This window comes from Streptomyces sp. NBC_00414, assembly GCF_036038375.1.
Lineage (GTDB): Bacteria > Actinomycetota > Actinomycetes > Streptomycetales > Streptomycetaceae > Streptomyces.
Map to the genome: position 1 here is coordinate 2774781 of NZ_CP107935.1, position 19477 is coordinate 2794257.

The following is a 19477-nucleotide window of genomic DNA, read 5'->3' on the forward strand; positions in this document are numbered from 1 at the left end:
TGCGCCGTTCCCCGCGCCCCTGAGGGGCAAAGGCTGGGGCGCAGCCCCGCCTTTGAGGGGCGCGGGGAACTGCGCGGCCAGCATCCACACGCCCGCACAACACACCCGGCCCGCAGACCCCGCCCACAAGGGGCGCGGGGAACTGCGCGGCCAACCCCCACACGCCCGCACAACACACCCGGCCCGCAGACCCCGCCCACAAGGGGCGCGGGGAACTGCGCGGCCAACCCCCACACGCCCGCACAACACACCCGGCCCGCAGACCCCGCCCACAAGGGGCGCGGGGAACTGCGCGATCCGCCCCCGCCGGGGCCGCGCCCGACGGCGGGCGCCCGGTGGGCCGGGGTGGGGCTCCGCCCCAGGGGCCGGCGAAGGCCCGGGGGCGGAGTCCCGAGTACTCAGGTCGAGGGGTGTCGCTCCGTGGTCAGCGTGGGTCGGGGGTGGGGGCTCCGAGCGCCAGGTCGGGGCGTGGCGCGCCGGTGACCAGCGCTGCCGGAGGTGCCTCCAGGCGCACGTGGGACGGCGGCAGGGTGAGCGTGAACTCCGTACGGCCCGGCTCGCTGTCCACGGCTATGTGGCCCCCGTGCGCCGCCGTGATGGCCGCGACGATGGCGAGACCGAGCCCGGAGCCGCCGTCGGTGGGACCACCGCGGGAACGGGAGCTGTCTCCCCGTGTGAAGCGCTCGAAGACCGCGGGCAGCAGATGCGCCGGAATGCCGGGCCCGTCGTCGCGGACGCGAATCACGCAGTGGGCCTCCGTGGCCTCCACCGAGGCGACCACGGTCGTGCCCACGGGCGTGTGCACGCGCGCGTTGGCCAACAGGTTGGCCACCACCTGGTGGAGGCGGGCCTCGTCGCCCAGGACGAGCGCGGGTGCGTCGAGGAGCAGCGCCAGTTGCCAGTCGTGTCCGCCGCCGGCCGCCCGCGCGTCCCACACGGCCTCGGCGACCACCGCCGCGAGGTCGACCTCGGACGACTGGAGCGGGCGCCCCTCGTCGAGCCTGGCGAGCAGCAGCAGGTCCTCCACGAGGCCCGTCATCCGCGCCGACTCGGCGGAGACCCGCCGCCAGGCCAGTGCGGGCTCGATCCGTTCGGTGCCGCGGTTCATCAGCTCCGCGTATCCGGCGATGGACGCCAGTGGCGTACGGAGTTCATGGCTGGCGTCGGCGAGGAAGCGGCGCATGCGTTCCTCGCTGCGCTGACGCTCTGCGAGCGACGACTCCACGTGGTCGATCATGCGGTTGAGCGCGGCGCCGACCTGGCCGGCCTCGCTCCCGGGGTAGGTGTCGCGTTCGCGAACCCGGGTGAGGCCGGTGACCGCGCCCCGGCCCAGCGGGACACGCGAGACCTCGACGGCGGTGGCGGCCACCCGGCCGAGCGGCCGCAGCTGACGGCGTATCACCACGGCGCAGACGCAGCCGGCGACGGCCAGACCGGCGATCGCCGCCACGGCCTCGACCAGGACGAGGCCGCCGATCATGTCCTGTACGTCGTCCATCGGGAGCCCGGTGAGAACGGGGACGCCGTTGCCCGCGATGGCGGTCACGCGGTAGGTGCCGAGGCCGGGGACCGTGCGGGTGTGCCGGGAACCGTCGGTGGCGATGCCGTCGAGGGCGGAGCGCTGGTCGGCGGTGAGGGTCTGCTGCTTGCCGTCGTCGGTGACGACCTGGGCGGCGATGACGTCCCCGTCGTCGTCGAAGCGGGCGGCGAGGGTGCCGACGGCCTGCCCCCGCTCGTTCAGGAACCCGAGGTCCGTGTCGTCGCCGGTGCGGCGCTGCAGTCCGCCCTGGCTGCGCTCGGCGGCGTCGGTGACGCGCTGGTCGAGGTTGCCCAGCAGGTAGGCGCGTTGCGCGAGAACGGTGGTGAGGGCCATCGCCGTGCAGACGACGACCAGGGTGACACCGATGAAGAGCAGGAGGCGGGTGCGCAGTGAGCGCCGCTCCGGCAGCCGCGGCCTCATCTGCCGTCCCCCGGCGGTCTGATGGCGTACCCGACGCCCCGTACGGTGTGGATCATCGGCGTCCGCCCCTTGTCGATCTTGCGGCGGAGGCTGGAGATGTAGACCTCGACGAGGTTCCCCCCGCCGTCGAAGCAACTGCTCCACACATGGTCGAGGATCTGTGTCTTGCTCAGCACCTGGCGCGGATGGCTCAGCATGAGGCTGAGCAGGTCGAACTCCTTGGCGGTGAGCCGGATCCGCGTTCCGTCGCGGTGCACCTCGCGGGTCTCCTCGGTCAGCACCAGGTCCCCGAGCGCCAGCACCGAGGCGTCGGACCGGGCGTCCTCTGCGCCCGACCGCCGCAGCAGCCCGCGCAGCCGCAGCACGACCTCCTCCAGGGAGAAGGGCTTCGTCACGTAGTCGTCGGCGCCGGAGGCGAGGCCGTCGATGCGGTGTTCCAGCGCGTCGCGTGCGGTGAGCATGAGGACGGGCAGCTTCGGGTTCTCCTGCCGCAGGCGGCGCAGGACCTGGATGCCGTCCAGGTCGGGCAGCATTCCGTCGAGGACGACGGCGTGCGGGACGCGGGCGCGGGCGACGCGCAGCGCGGAGCGGCCGTCCGCCACCGGGTAGGGCCGCCAGCCGGCCTCCGTGACGGCCACGGAGAGCAGTTCGGTCAGACCTGGTTCGTCGTCGACGATCAGCACGCGGACGGGCTCGCTTCGGGTGCCAGACATGTGGTGATCCTGTCCGAATCGCCTGGGAGAACCCTGTGTTCCAGCTGAGCCGCAGCCGTGTGTCCGGGCGGACCCGCGCCGTTCGAAGGTGCTGGTCCGCTGCGGCCGGCCGCGCAGTTCCCCGCACCCCGGATGCCTCCGCCTCCGTGCACGGCGAAGGGCCGCACCCCCGTGACTTGCGGGAGTGCGGCCCTCGACTGCCGTACCGGAGCGCCTACTTGGCGATCAGGCTGCGCAGCACGTACTGCAGGATGCCGCCGTTGCGGTAGTAGTCGGCCTCACCGGGGGTGTCGATGCGGACGACCGCGTCGAACTCCACACCGGTGTCGGTGGTGACCTTGACCGTACGGGGGGTGGTGCCCTCGTTCAGCTCGGTGATGCCGGTGAAGGAGAAGGCCTCCTCGCCGGTCAGACCGAGGGACTCGGCGGACTGGCCCTCCGGGTACTGCAGCGGGATGACGCCCATGCCGATGAGGTTCGAGCGGTGGATGCGCTCGTACGACTCGGCGATGACGGCCTTGACGCCGAGGAGCGCGGTGCCCTTGGCGGCCCAGTCGCGGGACGAGCCCGAGCCGTACTCCTTGCCGGCCAGGATGGCCAGCGGGGTGCCCTGCTCGATGTAGTTGCGCGAGGCGTCGTAGATGAAGGAGACGGGGGCGTCCTCCTTCGTGAAGTCGCGGGTGTAGCCGCCCTCGGTGCCCGGCGCGATCTGGTTGCGCAGGCGGATGTTGGCGAACGTGCCGCGGATCATGACCTCGTGGTTGCCGCGGCGCGAGCCGTAGCTGTTGAAGTCACGACGCTCCACACCGTGCTCGGTGAGGTACTTGCCCGCCGGGGTGTCGGCCTTGATCGCGCCGGCCGGCGAGATGTGGTCGGTGGTGACCGAGTCGCCCAGCTTGGCGAGGACGCGCGCGCCGGTGATGTCGGAGACCGGGGTGGTCTCCATCGTCATGCCCTCGAAGTACGGGGGCTTGCGGACGTAGGTGGACTGCGCGTCCCACTCGAAGGTGTCGCCGGTCGGGATCGACAGGGCCTGCCACTGGGCGTCGCCCGCGAAGACGTCCTGGTAGGACTTGTTGAACATGTCCTCGCCGATGGTGTTCGCCACCACGTCGTTGACCTCGGCCTCGGTCGGCCAGATGTCCGCCAGGTGGACGGCGTTGCCGTCCTGGTCGACGCCCAGCGCGTCCTTGGTGATGTCCACCTTCATGGAGCCCGCGATGGCGTACGCGACGACCAGCGGCGGGGAGGCCAGGTAGTTCATCTTGACGTCGGGGTTGATCCGGCCCTCGAAGTTCCGGTTGCCGGAGAGGACCGAGGTGACCGCGAGGTCGTGCTCGTTGACTGCCTTGGAGACCTCTTCCGGCAGCGGGCCGGAGTTGCCGATGCAGGTGGTGCAGCCGTAGCCGACGAGGTTGAAGCCGATCTTGTCGAGGTAGGGGGTGAGCCCCGCCTTGTCGAAGTAGTCGGTGACGACCTTGGAGCCGGGCGCGAGGGTGGTCTTGACCCACGGCTTGCGGGTCAGGCCCTTCTCCACGGCCTTCTTCGCGACGAGCGCGGCGGCGACCATGACGTACGGGTTCGAGGTGTTGGTGCAGGAGGTGATCGCGGCGACGGTGACGGCGCCGTGGTCGATCTCGTACGTCGAGCCGTCGGGGGCCGTGACCGTGGTCGGGCGGGACGGTACGCCGTTGGTGGTGGCCGGGGAGTCGGAGGCCGGGAAGGACTCCTTGCCCGCCTCGTCGTCGTCCTCGACGTAGTTGCGGACGTCCTGCGCGAACTTCTGCGAGGCGTTGGCGAGGACGATGCGGTCCTGCGGGCGCTTCGGGCCGGCGATCGACGGGACGACCGTCGACAGGTCCAGCTCCAGCTTCTCGGAGAAGTCGGGCTCGGCGGCCGGGTCGAGCCAGAGGCCCTGCTCCTTGGCGTACGCCTCGACGAGCGCGACCTGCTGCTCGTCGCGGCCGGTCAGGCGCAGGTACTTCAGGGTCTCGTCGTCGATCGGGAAGATCGCGGCGGTGGAGCCGAACTCCGGCGACATGTTGCCGATGGTGGCGCGGTTGGCGAGGCTCGTGGCCGCCACACCCTCGCCGTAGAACTCGACGAACTTGCCGACGACACCGTGCTTGCGGAGCATCTCGGTGATCGTGAGCACGAGGTCCGTGGCGGTGGTGCCGGGCTTGAGCTCACCGGTCAGCTTGAAGCCGACGACGCGCGGGATGAGCATGGAGACCGGCTGGCCGAGCATCGCGGCCTCGGCCTCGATGCCGCCGACGCCCCAGCCGAGCACACCGAGGCCGTTGACCATGGTGGTGTGGGAGTCGGTGCCGACCAGCGTGTCGGGGTACGCCTGGCCCTTGCGGACCATGACCGTGCGCGCCAGGTGCTCGATGTTGACCTGGTGGACGATGCCGGTGCCGGGCGGGACGACCTTGAACTCGTCGAAGGCGGTCTGGCCCCAGCGCAGGAACTGGTAGCGCTCCTTGTTGCGGCCGTACTCCAGCTCGACGTTCTGCGCGAACGCCTCGTGGGTGCCGAACTTGTCGGCGATGACGGAGTGGTCGATGACCAGCTCGGCCGGGGCCAGCGGGTTGATCTTCGCCGGGTCGCCGCCGAGCTCCTTCACGGCCTCGCGCATGGTGGCGAGGTCCACGACGCAGGGCACGCCGGTGAAGTCCTGCATGATCACGCGGGCCGGCGTGAACTGGATCTCCTGGCTGGGCTGGGCCTGCGAGTCCCACCCGCCGAGAGCACGGATGTGGTCGGCGGTGATGTTCGCGCCGTCCTCGGTACGGAGCAGGTTCTCCAGCAGGACCTTGAGGCTGTACGGAAGGCGGGCCGAGCCTTCCACCTTGTCCAGCCGGAAGATCTCGTACGACTCGTCGCCCACGCTGAGCGTGCTACGGGCGTCGAAGCTGTTCGCCGACACGACAGTCTCCTTCATTCATGTGCGCGTACCACCGCATCCTGCCGCCACGCCCTCTTGGCCGATCCGCTAAGGTCAAGCTAAGTTAGGTAACCCTTACCGGTCCCGGGCGGCTGCGGCACGCCTCGGCAGATATCTCGATGTCGAGATAACTCTAGTACATGACCGCGGGACGGTCATGCCCGGAGGGTGCCGGCCCCTACCCGGAGGCCGCTCGGAGTCCGTCCTGAGTCGGTCCTGAGGCCTTCTGGAGGCCGTCCGTAGGCCGTCCGTAGGCCGTCCGGAGCGGGACCCGGTCCGGTGTCCCCACCGGTCAGGTCAATCAGCTCAATACGTCCCGCAGCAGCCGCGCGTTCTTCACCGCCTGGCTCGATCCGGTGCGCGCCGCTGCCGCTGTGACCTCGGGCATCTCCCCCTTCGCCGCGCAGCGCGAGGCACAGTCGACGCCGAGGGCGAGCAGCGCTCCGGCGCCCCGCACCACCGGGTCGCTCAGCAGATGGGGCAGGGCGGCTTCGAGCACGGACCAGACGGCGGCGTACGCGCCGGTCTCGGCCGCCGTGCGCAGGGCGGCGGTCACCCGGTTCGCCGCCACCGACTCGACGCGCAGCAGCTCGGCGAGCTGCCGTCCGAGGAGCCCGGTGTCGAGCTGTCCCCGCGCGGCGAGCACGAGGAGCGCGTCCACGGTCGCGTCACGTTCACCCTGCCGGTCGTACGAGAGGGTGTTCGCCAGTGCCAGGTGCAGCGCGTATCCCGCCGGGCCGCCGGACTCCGCGGCGAACGGCAGGGCGTGGGCCCAGCCCCGGTCGGAGCCGTAGCGCCACCTGAAGTAGTCGCGGGCCAGCACGGTCTCGCGGTGGTGGGGCAGCTGGGCCAGCCAGAAGGGGACCATCGGCTCGGTCATGCCCCTGCCGTACTCGTACGGCCCGATCAGGGCGGCGGCGGCCGGCAGGAGCGGCGGGCCGGTGGCCGGCTCGGGGGCCAGGTGGCTCACCAGGTCGTTCGGGTGGCGGTCCGGGCAGGACTCGGGCCAGTCGGCCGGGACCGGCTCCGGGTACGGCAGGCCGCCCTCGCGCAGCCATCGCGCCAGCCGCCGCCCGGCGTCGGACGTGAGTTCCCCCGCCGCGTCCAGCACCTTGTCGTCCGTGGTCGGGGTGACGCGCAGCAGCGCCTGGGCCAGGTCGACCGGCGCCGCTGTGACACCGAGCCCGTCGAGCGACGAGATCCGTTGTACGAGGGCGGTGGCGTCCAGTGCCCCGGTGGTGTCGGTCGGCACGGCCAGCAGGAACGGCTGCGCGCCCGCCTCGACGATGTCGATCGCCTCGGCGAGGCGGGCGGCCAGCAGCGCTCCGGCCGGCGAGCACGAGGCGTCGTCGGCGAGGCGGGCGATGACGCCGTACTGCCTCGGCTCGTCGCCCCGAAGGGCCGCGGCCACGTCGTACACGTCGGACTGCGTGCAGTCGGCGTGCTGGCGGGGCTGCTTGCGCATGACCGGCCGCAGCGCCTGTGCCAGTGCGGCCCGGTCGAGGTGGGCGTGCCGGACCAGGCCGTCCAGGACGCGCTCGAACGTGACGACGTCCTTGTCGTTCGCGACGACCGCGGCGAGCTCCTGGGCGACCTCGACCGCCGTCCCGACGGAGTCCGGCACCGGGCGTGGCTCGGGCACGGCGGGCAGCGTGTCGGCGTACTGGTCGGGGAGCGTGTCGGCGTCCTGGTCGGGGAACAGGTCCGGTGCGGTGCCGAACAGCTCCGCGGTCCGGGCCACGAGGCCGGGGTTGATGCGGGCGGCGGCCGTGCGCAGCTCCGGGAGCACCGAGTCGCCCGCGGCGGGCAGGTGCCGGGCGACCACGTCGAGGGCGCGCTCCTGCATGTCGATGTCCCGGTGGTCGAAGGCCGTCGCCGCGTCGAGGACGGTCCGGCGGGCGCGCGCGGAGTCCTGGCGGGCCGCGCGGTCGAGCCGGGTGAGCTGCGTGCGGACCAGCTTCTTCTCCGGGCGGAGCAGGAGGCGCTCGCACACCTCGGTGAGCACGTCGGGCTCCAGCAGCCCGGCCTCGTCCATGGCGTTCAGGACTTCCTGGGCGTAGGCGGCCACCGGCGCGGACAGGTCGAGCAGCGCCACGAGGTCCCTGACGAAGGGCGCGTTCTCGGCCGGGGTCAGGGCGAGCGCGTGGAGGTACGCGAGCGGGGGCGCGGTCTCCCTGCGCGTGCCGTCCTGGAGCAGTCGCGCGAGCAGGGACTCGGTGAGCGCGGCTCGTTCGGCGGCCACCGAGGCGAGTTCCTCCGGTGTGAGGGCGAACGCCGTCATCATGTCCGCGATGTCCGGCGCCTCCTCGGTGATGTCGAGGCCCGCGAAGACGTGCCGGACGAGCGCGGCGCGGTCGACCAGTCCCTCGGCGCTGAAGCTGATGAACGCGCCCAGCCTGTTGTGCTCCAGCATGAGCGGCAGGCCGTACCGGGTCATGTCGTTGTGGAACCAGTTCGGGCCGAGGTAGATCTCCTGCCGCTCCACGGCCAGCCGGAGGAACCGCGGCGACAGATCGTCCTGGCGCAGCTGCTCCAGGAGAGTGCCGTCGGGCCGTGGCCCGCCTCGCAGGTGTGCGGCGTGCCACGGCCACAGGCGGCTGCGGAGCCAGCCCGCGACGAACCCGGTGGAGGTCGGGACGGGGCAGCCCGTGTCCCGGACGAGGTGTTCGACGAGGCGGGCCGGGGGCCTCGGCCGCTCGGCGAGCTCCGCGGCGAGTTCGGCCCGCCAGACGACGGGGTGGAGGTTCAGGACGTCGACCACCCAGGCACCGCCGAGGGGCAGGTTCTCCTCCCACGGGCAGTTCTCCTGGATCCAGTCGGCCGCGGTCGCGGGAGCGGTCCGGCAGCCGAGTTCGGCGGCGAGCTGGGCGGCCTTCTCCTCGTCGGACAGATGGGGCCAGCCGGCCTGCACCGTCGCGCGCCGGGCCGCAAGGGTCTCCGTCTGGGCCGCGCGCCCGTCCGGCGTCAGCGCGCCGAGTTCCCGGAGCACTCCCTCGACGTCGGCGGCTTCCGCGAGTTGAACCAGCTTCATCGTGCCGCCTCCGGTCGTGCCGTTTCCGATCGTGCCGGGTCCCCGGCCGCTTCTGCGTCGGCCGTCGCTCGCGCGTCCACCGCCGCCTCCATGTCGGCCGTCGTCTGCGCGTGCGCCGTCGTCCCCGCGTCCGCCGTCGCCCGTGCATCGGCCGTCGTGTCGCGGGCCATGCCCACCGCGAGCACGTGCTTGCAGGGGCCGCGTCCGCCCCGGTACTTCGCCCACCAGAAGCAGGTGCAGCTCAACTGCCCCGACGCGTCGGGGCGCACCACGTGGGCGTCGTCGCTCTTACCGACCCGGGCCAGCGGCCCGTCCAGCCGCACCGACCCGTCCGCGACGAGCGCCCGCGCCCCGCGCAGCCGGGGGTTTCGTGTCTCCGCGGCGCCCGCGCGGTACGGCAGGTGGCGGTGGAAGTACGCCGCCTCGGTGAGGTCGTAGCCGATCTGGCCGGACGTCCCCAGCATGGTCAGCGCGGCGCGCACCCGGTCGGCGGGCAGCCCGGCCTGCTCCGACAGTTCGGCGATGTCGATCCTCGGCTCCCAGGCCAGCAGTTCCGCGACCCGTTCCGCGTCCGCCGCAGCCTGGCCGGAGGCAAGGTCATGCAGTACTCCGCCCTCGCCGGAGAAGCCGCGCGAGGCGCTTTGGGAGAGCATCAACGTCATTCGCATGCCGGGCAGTTCGACCTCCCAGGCGGTGGCGGCCCCGTCCGCGGTGACCGGCTCGGCCGGCGCGTACACCCGTACGGTCGTCGCGTGCCTCAGCACCGTCCGCAGGGTCAGCAGCCGTTCCGGCCCGGGCAGGCACACCGCGCCGGGCGCCGGCCTGGACGTGGGTCGCAGCGTGCGGCCCGCGGGCACCACCCAGCGTGTCGTACGGGCGTCGGCGCGGAGGGTGGGCCGGGGCAGCGCGCGCAGCACGGCGGCCGCCTCCGCGGCGGGCACCTCGGCCCGCAGGGCGAAACCCGCCGCGAGGACCTGTGCCTCGGCGAACCCGCGCAGCCAGCGCTCCGGCAGCGGGACCTTCTTCTCCACGAACTCGCCGTCGAAGGTTCTGACCGCCAACTCCTCGGGCCCGACGGCCAGATGAAGGGGGTCGAGCCCGCCGAGCCCTGCCAGCGCCCGCCGCAGGGGCATGTTGACGTCCACGTTGGTGGTGCCGTGCCCGACGTCGTCGCCGTCGAGGCCGGGCGCGAGGACGTCGAGCCGGGCGTACACCCCGCAGCAGCCGGAGAAGGACTCGAAGCGCAGCCGGTCACCGTCGGCCGTCACGACCGGGTCGAGCGAGGCCTTCGCGTTCGGCCGGTAGTAGCGGGCGGCGGCCACGTCGGCGACCGCGAGCAGAGCCGTCGCGGCGGCGGTCGGCGCGGTCAGGAACCCGCTGAAGAAGTGAGGGTTGGCCGCCTCTCCGGCCGGGGTGGCACCGCCGGAGGTCTCCAGCGCGAGACTGCGCCCGGCCGTGGATTCACGCACGGCCGAGGGGTGCAAGTAGGAGTAGGACTGCACGAGTTGGGTCACGCGCACACGCTACGACCACGGACTGACACCGGACGGCGGGGGCGTTCCAGCGCCCCGCCGGTACCCGCGGACACCGCCGGGGCGCCCGCGCACCGCCGGGACACCCGCGCGTCGCTGGAACGCCCCCCGCACCGCCGGGGCCTCCCGCCACGGAACCTCCTCCGCGGCGAGAGCCCCGCACGGCGCCGGAAGCCCGTCCCTCGCGCCTACTCGCCGCCAGCGCCGGTGGTGCCGGTGGTGCCGGTGGTTCCGATGGTGCCGGTCGCGGACGATGCCGACGCCGATGCCGAGGAGGATGCGGAGGAGGATGAGGACGCCGATTGCGTCGTACCGTCCCCGACCCGGCGGCGGCCACGGCTGATGCCCCATCCCACGAGCGCCGCGGCAAGGGCCGTGAGAGCGAGGCCGGCCCAGGTGACCGCCTCGCGGAACTCCGCGGTCTGGTGGGGGCTCCAGTCCGATGCCGCGATGTCGCCGGTGAAGGACGCCGCGAGGATGGTCCCGCTGACGGCGATGCCGATTCCGGTGGTGACTTCGCCGGCGGTGTCCACCAATGCCGCCCCGACGGTGGTGCGGTCGGCCGGGAGACCACGCATCACGTTGGTCCCGGCGACGACACCCACGACGCGCATACCGGCGGCGACGAGTACGAGCGCGAGGGCGATCCACACGTAACCGAAGCGGCCCAGCAGCCCGTAGACGGCGAGTCCGCACACCACGGCTCCGGCGCTGAGCCAGGCGGCCTTGTCGAGGCCGACACGTGCGACCAGTGGGCCGATGAGAGCGCCGCCGGCGATGAGCACGACGACCTGCGGCAGCATTCCCAGCGCCGCCTGCGCGGGCGTCCAGCCCCGGTCGAGCTGGAGCTGCAGGGTCACGAGGTAGCCGAGGCCGGCGGTCGCGAGGGCCGCGGCGGCCTTGAAGGCCAGACCGCTCGACACGAGGGGGCGGGCGACGAGTTCGAGGTCGAGCAGCGGATGGCGGGCCGAACGCTCCCGGACGACGAACAGCACCGCCGTCACGACGGCCGCGACCGCGATCAGCCACGGGAGAGGCGACGCGGCGCCCGCGTCGACGAACAGCGTCGGTGCGACCAGCGCGAGCACGATCGCGGCCGTGCCGAGCAGGGCGCCCGCGCCGTCGACCGGGTCGCGGTGCAGCTCGTCCGCCCGGTCGGCGGGGATGCCTCGTCGGATGCCGAGGTACGCGAGTGCGGCGATCGGTACGTTGACCAGCAGCAGCGCCTGCCACGGGGCGAACGCGAGCACGAAGCCACCCGCCGTGGGCCCGATCGCGAGCCCGACCAGTCCCACGGTCGAGATCAGCGTCGTCGCACGGACGCGGAGGCCGTCCTCGTCGAACAGGCGGAACGCCAGGGCGAGGGAGCCGGGCGTCGTCATCGCGGCCGCGACACCCATCGCCGCGCGGACCGCGATGAGCTGCTCCGCCGTGGTGACGAACGCGGTCGCGAGACTCGCCGCACCCAGCAGCACCAGGCCGACCAGCATGACCTTGCGGCGGCCGACCCGGTCGGCCAGCGCGCCGAGGACCAGCATCAGGCCGCCGAACACGACGGCGTACACACCCGTGACCCACTGCAGCACGGTCGCCGACGCCGACAGCTCACGGCCGATGGTCGGCAGGGCGACATTGAGGATCGAGTTGTCGAGCATCTCGAACAGGAACACCGCCGACAGCCCCGCGAGGGCCACCCCCGCTTCGCGGAGGGAACGCGGTGAACTCGGTGAACTCGGCTGACGAGAGCCGGCAAAGCGATGAGAGCGATTACGGCGGACACTCACGACGCACTCCTTCGAGGTGAAGAAGTGGCGGATCGTCCGATACCGCGTGTGCGCGTGTGGTCCCTGCTCCGGGTGGCCACACGTTTTTACTTCCGGTGCTTCGACAGTACCTCGCCGGTACGGGAGAGGTCACCCCGGTACGGAACCGGGGCCGGACCGGCGTCGAACCGGGCCCGGACGCAAGGGTGTTCGGCGTACCGACCGGCATCCGGGGTACCTGGGAGCGGACGACGAGAAGGGGGCACCCATGCCGCTCACATTCCGCAAGAGCTTCCGGATCCTGCCCGGGGTACGACTGAACATCAACAAGAAGTCGTGGTCCATCACCACGGGCGGCAAGAACGGCCCCAAGCACACACACAGCAGCACGGGACGACGGACCACCTCGATGGATCTCCCCGGTCCCTTCGGCTGGCGCCGCACCACCCGCGCCAAGCGCCACTGAGGCACTGTCACCCCATTGGGCCCCTCCGGATGCGGCATCTCATATGTGAGATAGCCTGCCGTCATGGCAGACGACTACCTCGTACGCATCGGCAAGCTCATCCGTGACGCCCGTCAGCACCGGGGCTGGACACAGACGCAGCTGGCCGAGGCGCTCAGTACCAGCCAGAGCGCGGTGAACCGCATCGAGCGTGGCAATCAAAACATCAGCCTTGAGATGATCGCCCGAATCGGTGAAGCGCTGGACAGCGAGATCGTCTCGCTCGGCTACGCGGGCCCGATGCATCTCCGCGTGGTCGGCGGACGTCGGCTCTCCGGCTCGATCGACGTGAAGACCAGCAAGAACGCGTGCGTGGCGCTGCTCTGTGCGACGCTCCTCAACAAGGGCCGCACGGTGCTGCGCCGCGTCGCGCGCATCGAGGAGGTGTACCGCCTTCTGGAGGTGCTGGGCTCCATCGGCGTACGCACCCGGTGGATCAACGGTGGCGTGGACCTGGAGATCGTGCCGCCCGCCACGCTGGACATGGCGTCGATCGACGAGGCGGCGGCCCGCCGCACCCGCTCGATCATCATGTTCCTCGGCCCGCTGCTGCACCGCATGGACGGCTTCAAGCTGCCGTACGCGGGCGGCTGCGACCTCGGTACGCGGACCATCGAGCCGCACATGATCGCGCTCCGCCGGTTCGGTCTGGACATCGCGGCCACCGAGGGCATGTACCACGCGCGGGTGGACCGCAAGGTGACCCCGGGCCGTCCCATCGTGCTGACCGAGCGCGGCGACACGGTGACGGAGAACGCGCTGCTGGCCGCCGCCCGCCACGACGGCACGACCGTCATCCGCAACGCCTCCTCCAACTACATGGTCCAGGACCTGTGCTTCTTCCTGGAGGCGCTGGGTGTACGGGTGGAGGGCATCGGCACCACGACGCTCACCGTGCACGGCGTGCCGAACATCGACGTGGACGTGGACTACTCGCCCTCCGAGGACCCGGTCGAAGCGATGAGCCTGCTGACCGCCGCGGTCGTCACCGAGTCCGAGCTGACCGTGCGCCGGGTGCCGATCGAGTTCCTGGAGATCGAGCTGGCGGTCCTGGAGGAGATGGGCCTCGACCACGACCGTACGGCGGAGTACTTCGCGGACAACGGCCGTACGCGCCTGGTGGACCTCACCGTGCGCCCCTCGAAGCTCGAAGCCCCGATCGACAAGATCCACCCCATGCCCTTCCCGGGCCTGAACATCGACAACGTCCCGTTCTTCGCGGCCATCGCGGCCTCCGCGCAGGGCCAGACGCTGATCCACGACTGGGTCTACGACAACCGCGCGATCTACCTCACGGACCTGAACCGCCTCGGCGGCCGCCTCCAGCTCCTCGACCCCCACCGCGTCCTGGTCGAGGGCCCCACGCGCTGGCGGGCCGCGGAGATGATGTGCCCGCCGGCCCTGCGCCCCGCGGTGGTCGTCCTCCTCGCGATGATGGCGGCCGAGGGCACATCGGTCCTGCGCAACGTGTACGTCATCAACCGGGGCTACGAGGACCTGGCGGAGCGGCTGAACTCGGTGGGGGCACAGATCGAGATCTTCCGGGACATCTGAGCCACGCATGCCGCCGCGTCCGGCCCGACCTGTACACATCGGGTCAGGGGGGGCGCGGCGGCATCTCCGGGATTTCTCGCGGACGCGAATTCATCACCTGGCGGAGAGGGCCGCCCTGGCACGGGTGGCCGCGGACGCATTCACCACCTCAGCGGGGCCCTTGCGACGGAGGCCCTATCGACGACGCGGGTTCGGACCGCAGCCGCTCGTAGACGAGGTCGAACGTGTATCCCGAGCTGAAGCCGAGAGGGATGGCGAAGAAGAGGATGCGGCGTACGTCAAGGTCGTCCAGGAGTGTGGGGACGGTGAGCAACTGCGAGGCCACATAGAGAAGGACGCTCACCACCCCGGCGCCCAGCCCGCGAACCGCGGCCGTCGGCCAGCGCGGATCCTGCTCGAAGGAGTTGCGGACGATCGCTCCGGCCATGGCGGCCAGCAGCGGGGCCGCGACGAGGAGCGCGAGACCGTGGGCGGCGGCCGGAGCGGGAGGCCCGGCCAGCACCAGAGCCGCAAGCGCGACCAGCAGGAACACCACCGCCGTACCCATTCCCAGCGCGAAGCCCCGAACCGCCTTCCGTGCGGAGTGGTCCTGCAGGCGGAGAGCCACTGCCCGTCGTTCCCGTTGCCGCAGGAGACAGGCTGTCAGCCGCGCGGCGGACTCGGCGTCCCAGTCGGCTCCCAGGAGCGCGATGTCCTCGTCGTCGGTGTCGTTGCGTATCTGTCCGAGGTTGACCCACACCAGGTTGGCGCCTCCGCCGAACGCGGCGACCGGGATCAGCGGAATGCCCTGAGCCATCGCCACCACTCCTGCGGCACGAGTGGACTGACCGCCTCCGACGAGCACGGCACCGTCGCTCGCCAGCAGGGTCCGGTAGAAGGGCACCTCCCACTGCGTGGTGGTGTCCCGGACGACCTTCAGCGTCGCGCTGCTGCCCGGCGGCACCACGAAGGTCGTGTCGCGATGCCGCGGCACGTGCACGAAGACGGTGCCCGGGCCGTCGGCGTCCGAAGCCGCCACGTACCCCTCCACGACGTGCACTTCGGCATAGCGCGGATCACTGGAGTGCACGATCAGATCGCATCCAGCCCTCGCCAGTTCACGCCCGAGCTGTCTGCACGCCTCGCGCGCCGCGGCGATCGACCTGAGCGGCGGGTCGATGTCGCGGTCGGGATCAAGACTGCCGAGCACCGCGATGTTCGGCCGTGTCTCCCGTGGTGAAAACATAGAGGGTGAGCGTACCTCCAGCAGGGTTGCGAAGAGCGGCAGTTGAGGTGCACTCAGCCTCGGGCGGGACGGGGGCGGCCCTATCCTGGGAGCAGTGGCCGCACGGTCCGTCGCAACGGCGGGACGTGCCCTGGGCAGTTGGAGGAGCCACGCATGTCACGACCGCGGGTCATGATCAGCTGGGCGCACTCCGATCGTTCGTGGACGAAATCGCAGACCTCCGCATGGAAGGACTCCGTGCGCGGGTTCGCGGAGCTGCTGTCCACGTCCGGCATCGACACGGAGCTGGACCTGTGGGCGGACCGGGACACCGATTGGACCCGGTGGGGTCAGCGGATGGTCCAGACGTGCGACATCGTGCTCATCGTCGCCAGCCACGCCTGGAAAGCGCGCTGGGAGGGTTCCAACGATCCCCGCGAAGGCGCGGGCGTGGTCGTGGAGGCGGACACGATGAAGGGCATCCTCCAGAACGACCAGAAGAGATTCCAGCGGACTTTCAAGGTGGTGCTGCTGCCCGGTGTCGAGGAGACGGCTGTCCCGAACGACCTCCACCGACTCCGGCGTTTCGTGCTCGCCGACCTGACGCCGACCGCGATCGAGCCCCTGCTCAGGAACCTCACGGACCAGCCCAGATACGAGCCGCCCCCGGTGCGACCCGTCCCCGACCTCCCCCCGGACCCCTTCCTGTTCGTGCCCACGGGTCTGTCCGGGCATGAAGGACCGACCCGGGCGCAGGACGGCCCGCCCGATGCCGACGAGGCCACGAGGCTCCTCGAAGCGATCGTGGCCGGCAGCGCGTCGGCCCGGTCCGTCGTTCTGCCGAAGACCATCCCCAGCATGGACCGGCTGGCCCATCTCACCGAGAAGCTCGCCTCGCCCATCGACCGCCTGCCGTCCCCCGTCGTCATCGTCGGCGAGGGCGGATACGGCAAGAGCGTCCTGCTGGGTCAGCTCTTCGACGCACTGGCGGCCCACGACGACGGGAGCACCTGCACCGTGCTCCTGCCCTGCGCCCGGGTGCCGGCGTCGGCGGACCTGTCGAGCCTGGATGCCCTCGACCAGGCGTTGGGCCACGCGCTGACCGACTCCCGTACGTCGCCCCCGCTGTCCTCGGTCATCACCCAGCTGGCACGACACCGCCGGGTGCGGCTCCTCATCGACACGCTCGACCTGGTCATCAGGGAGGAGAACGCCGACGACGCCTCCTACCTCCTGCGACAGTTGAGCCGCTCCTGCGATCTCCTGATCACATGCCGGGAAGAGGAATGGCACGACAACCTCGAAGGCGACGGGGAACTCACGGGTTCCCACTACCGCATGCCCAGTCTCGGGGCGGACGACATCCGGCGCTGGGCGGAGGCGTACCTCGCAACGGCAGGCATCGACGAGGCGGCCAAGCGGACCTTTCTGGACAGCCTCGTCACAGGTCAGGACGGACGCAGGGTACGAGAGGTCTGCGCCTCGCCTCTGCGGCTGGCCATGGCGTGCGAGATCTACGCTCGGCTCGGGGGCATCCCTGAGAACTTGACGGTGACCCAGCTGTACGAAGAGCACTGGCACAAGCGCGTCGGGCGGGACCGCCACGGCCGGCGCGGCGCCGCGGCGACGGCGCAGGAAGCGGCGGCCGAGAAGCTCGCCGCGGAGGTATGGGCCTCCAGCAGGACGCGGTTCGTGGAATCTGTCACGGGCGAGGCGCTGTCGCCCGACCCCGGCGCGATGCGCAAACTCCTCAGCGAGGGAGTGGTGAAGAGGTTTACCGGCCGATACGCCTTCTTCCACCAGACGTACGCGGAGTTCGCGGTCGCCCGGCTCCTGGCGGGAGCCGGTGACGAGCAGGACCTCGCCCGGCTGGGAAAGGGGCTGCGCTCGGCCCTGCAGGCGTACTGGCCCATCGCCCGGCACCTCCTGATGATGACGACGAGCGACGACCGCTACGAGACGCTCGCCGAGGCGGTGCCCCTGGACGATGTCGAAGGTGTCCGGGCGCAGTTGTACGGTGCGTTCAACCGGCGCTCGAGCGCGTTGGTCGCAGAGGTGACCGAAGAGGTCTGGAACATCTCTCCCGCGCTCCTGGTCGCCTGCGTCAAAGTCCTGAGGAACAGCCCCGAGGAATGTGTCCAGGAGTCGGTCGAGGTCTTGCTGAGGTGCGTGCGGACCTCGGACGCCAAGGACATGTCCCGGGTGGTGGAAACCGCCGCGTCGCTGCTCGCGCCAAGTCCGCCGGAGTATCGGATGCGAACCCTTCGGCGAGTGCTGGACGGCCTCATCTCCAGGGCCGACGAACTGGGGCACGAGTGTGTCTCCTCCGTCCTCGCCCGGCTGCTGGCCCTCACGGTCCGTTCCGGGGGAGCCGAGGCGGACCTGGGGCCCATGCTGGTCGAGGTGTACCCCGGCCTTCCCGAAGCCGCCCGCGCGGAGGTGATACGGCTGGTCGCCGGCAGCCCCGGGAACGGGCTGCTCGACCGCTCGCTGCTGCTGACCGCGCTGCGATTCCCGTGCCCCAGCGGTGCGGTGGACAACGTGACCACCGTCCTGCTCCGCGCCTGGGAGGACCCTGTCTTCCGGGACAAGGCGGGCTGGCGCGACTGGCGTGCCGTTCTGAAGGCGGTCCACCCAGAGCGCTGGCAGACATGCCAGGTGCGGCTCGTCGCCGGACTCTGCCGGAACGAGGAGGTGGCCCGGGCCCTGCTGGCCGACCTGGCGGGGTCCGAGGACACCGCCCGCGACAAGTACACCAACGCGGCCAAGGCGATTGCCGACGCCGATCCGGACCTGGTTCGACAGGCCCTGTTGGGATTCGGCGACGGGCTCACCGCAAGCGCGCTCAGCTCCGCCTGCTCCGTGGCGAACCACCTCGCCGACGGACTCCGCGCCGAGGACCGACCGGAACTGGTCGGCCTCTTCAGCCATTACGTCACCGCAGACCCACGGCGGGTCTGGCCGACCGTGATCAAACTCTGCGGCGACGACATGGACCTGCTGCGCGCCAGGGCGGACCAGCTGGACACCGTGGTCCAGGCCGCGGAGCGGGGGACGGCCGGCGCCCGCACGGTGCTGCTGAGCACCTTCGACGCCTTTCTTCAGTGCCTCGGCCCGGCTCAGATCGCGGAGATGCACGAAACCCTTCTCGCCCTGTGCGCGACGGACCGGGCCCGGCGGGCACGGCTGGAGAGCACGGCCGCCTTCCGCTCCGCGGAGGCCCGTTGCTGGATCCGGCGCGAACTCATGGACGGGAACGCGGGTGCCGCGTCGGCGGCGGCCAGAACCATGGCCGGCCAGCTGCACACCGCCGCCGTGACCGATCCGGACTCCGAGGCGGTCCCCTGGCTCGTCTCCCTCCTGGACTCGCCGCACTCGAACGTGGTCCGCGTTCTGGCCCGCGGCCTCGCGGACAACGCGTCGGTCCTCCCGCTACGGGACTCGTACGGCACGGATGTGCAGGAGCAGCTCGTGAAGTGGGCCACCCGGGACAGTGACGCGCAGGTCCAGAGCGCCCTGCTCGACTTGTTGGTCGCCGTCGAACGGTCGGCCGGCCTCGATCGTCGGCTGGCGGTCGGGGTGGTCGACCTGTACTTCGACATCCTGATGGACGGTCTCGGTCCGGACGCGCCGCCGAAACGGAAAGAGCAGCTCCCAGCCCTCTTCCCCCTCTTCGGCAAGTCTTTCACCACGCTGGGCATCAAGTACCTCAGCCACGAAGAGCTCACGAAGAGAGTCGAGGACGTCGTCACCCGTATCGACGCGGGAAAGATCGCCGGGCGGTCGGTCCGTGCCCTCGCCTCGCTGCTCGTACCCCTCGCGCGGAGGTACCCGCAGGTGCTGTCCAGGCTGGAGCAGCTCTGGCCGCGGATGCCGGCCGGCAACAGGCAGGCGACCGCCGAATGCTTCTTCCAGATCGAGCGGGGTTCGCCCGGTACGCGCAGCCTGGCCCTGGCCCGACGCCCGGACTGCCCGCTGGACACGGCCAACTACATTCATGGCAAGTTCGGCGGGTGATCTCGGCAGCGACCCACACTCGTGCTGCCAGGTCGGGCGCGGTCGATTCTTTCCCAAATCTTTTACTCAAAAGGGGCAACAAGAAGGAGTACATTGTCAGCGGAGTATTCGTCTCCGGGCCGGTGACGATGGTTCTTCACCGGGCGTACGACAAGTATTCGCTGAGAATCCTCGGAGGCGCGGTCGCTTAGGAGCGCCGCCTCGCCCAGAGACATGAAGGTCCCCGCTGTCATCGGCGGGGGCCTTTGCTC

10 protein-coding genes are annotated in these 19477 nt (G+C 71.2%); 3 read left to right on the forward strand and 7 right to left on the reverse strand.

All coding sequences use genetic code 11. The features are described 5' to 3' along the window. Nucleotides 1-424 precede the first annotated feature (424 nt). The 6 genes from OHS59_RS11845 to OHS59_RS11870 form a co-directional block, all read right to left on the reverse strand. Nucleotides 425-1960, reverse strand: a complete 1536-nt coding sequence (locus OHS59_RS11845) for a sensor histidine kinase (RefSeq protein ID WP_328493364.1) — start codon at nucleotides 1958-1960, stop codon at nucleotides 425-427. Further along, nucleotides 1957-2673, reverse strand: a complete 717-nt coding sequence (locus OHS59_RS11850) for a response regulator transcription factor (protein WP_328493365.1) — start codon at nucleotides 2671-2673, stop codon at nucleotides 1957-1959. Before OHS59_RS11850 ends, OHS59_RS11845 begins: the two co-directional genes overlap by 4 nt. 214 nt (nucleotides 2674-2887) lie before the next feature. After that, nucleotides 2888-5602 (reverse strand): aconitate hydratase AcnA, encoded by a 2715-nt coding sequence (gene acnA / locus OHS59_RS11855; RefSeq protein ID WP_328493366.1) that lies wholly within the window; start codon nucleotides 5600-5602, stop codon nucleotides 2888-2890. Between the two features lie 319 nt (nucleotides 5603-5921). After that, on the reverse strand, nucleotides 5922-8651 hold the full coding sequence (locus OHS59_RS11860) for a DUF6493 family protein (protein WP_328493367.1): 2730 nt from the start codon (nucleotides 8649-8651) through the stop codon (nucleotides 5922-5924). Then, a complete protein-coding gene (locus OHS59_RS11865) occupies nucleotides 8648-10165 on the reverse strand; it encodes an SWIM zinc finger family protein (RefSeq protein WP_328493368.1) in 1518 nt (505 codons plus the stop codon). The genes OHS59_RS11860 and OHS59_RS11865 overlap by 4 nt, the downstream gene beginning before the upstream one ends. Before the next feature lie 206 nt (nucleotides 10166-10371). Continuing rightward, nucleotides 10372-11877 carry an MFS transporter gene (locus OHS59_RS11870; protein WP_328493369.1) on the reverse strand — a complete coding sequence of 502 codons (1506 nt, stop codon included), beginning with the start codon at nucleotides 11875-11877 and terminating at the stop codon, nucleotides 10372-10374. Nucleotides 11878-12214: 337 nt separating this feature from the next. Between OHS59_RS11870 and OHS59_RS11875 the strand changes: the two genes are divergently transcribed. Together OHS59_RS11875 and OHS59_RS11880 are read left to right on the forward strand one after the other, a co-directional pair. After that, nucleotides 12215-12412: a DUF4236 domain-containing protein gene (locus OHS59_RS11875; RefSeq protein WP_189777588.1), complete on the forward strand. Its 198-nt coding sequence runs from the start codon at nucleotides 12215-12217 to the stop codon at nucleotides 12410-12412. A gap of 63 nt (nucleotides 12413-12475) precedes the next feature. After that, nucleotides 12476-14005 (forward strand): helix-turn-helix domain-containing protein, encoded by a 1530-nt coding sequence (locus OHS59_RS11880; protein ID WP_328493370.1) that lies wholly within the window; start codon nucleotides 12476-12478, stop codon nucleotides 14003-14005. Nucleotides 14006-14153: 148 nt separating this feature from the next. Here the strand turns inward: OHS59_RS11880 and OHS59_RS11885 are convergent, their stop codons facing one another. Further along, nucleotides 14154-15230, reverse strand: coding sequence for a hypothetical protein (locus OHS59_RS11885; RefSeq protein ID WP_328493371.1), 1077 nt, complete (start codon nucleotides 15228-15230; stop codon nucleotides 14154-14156). Nucleotides 15231-15383: 153 nt separating this feature from the next. Here OHS59_RS11885 and OHS59_RS11890 point away from each other — a divergent pair, with 153 nt between their 5' ends. Beyond that, nucleotides 15384-19226, forward strand: a complete 3843-nt coding sequence (locus OHS59_RS11890; RefSeq protein WP_328493373.1) for an NACHT domain-containing protein — start codon at nucleotides 15384-15386, stop codon at nucleotides 19224-19226. Nucleotides 19227-19477: the final 251 nt, after the last annotated feature.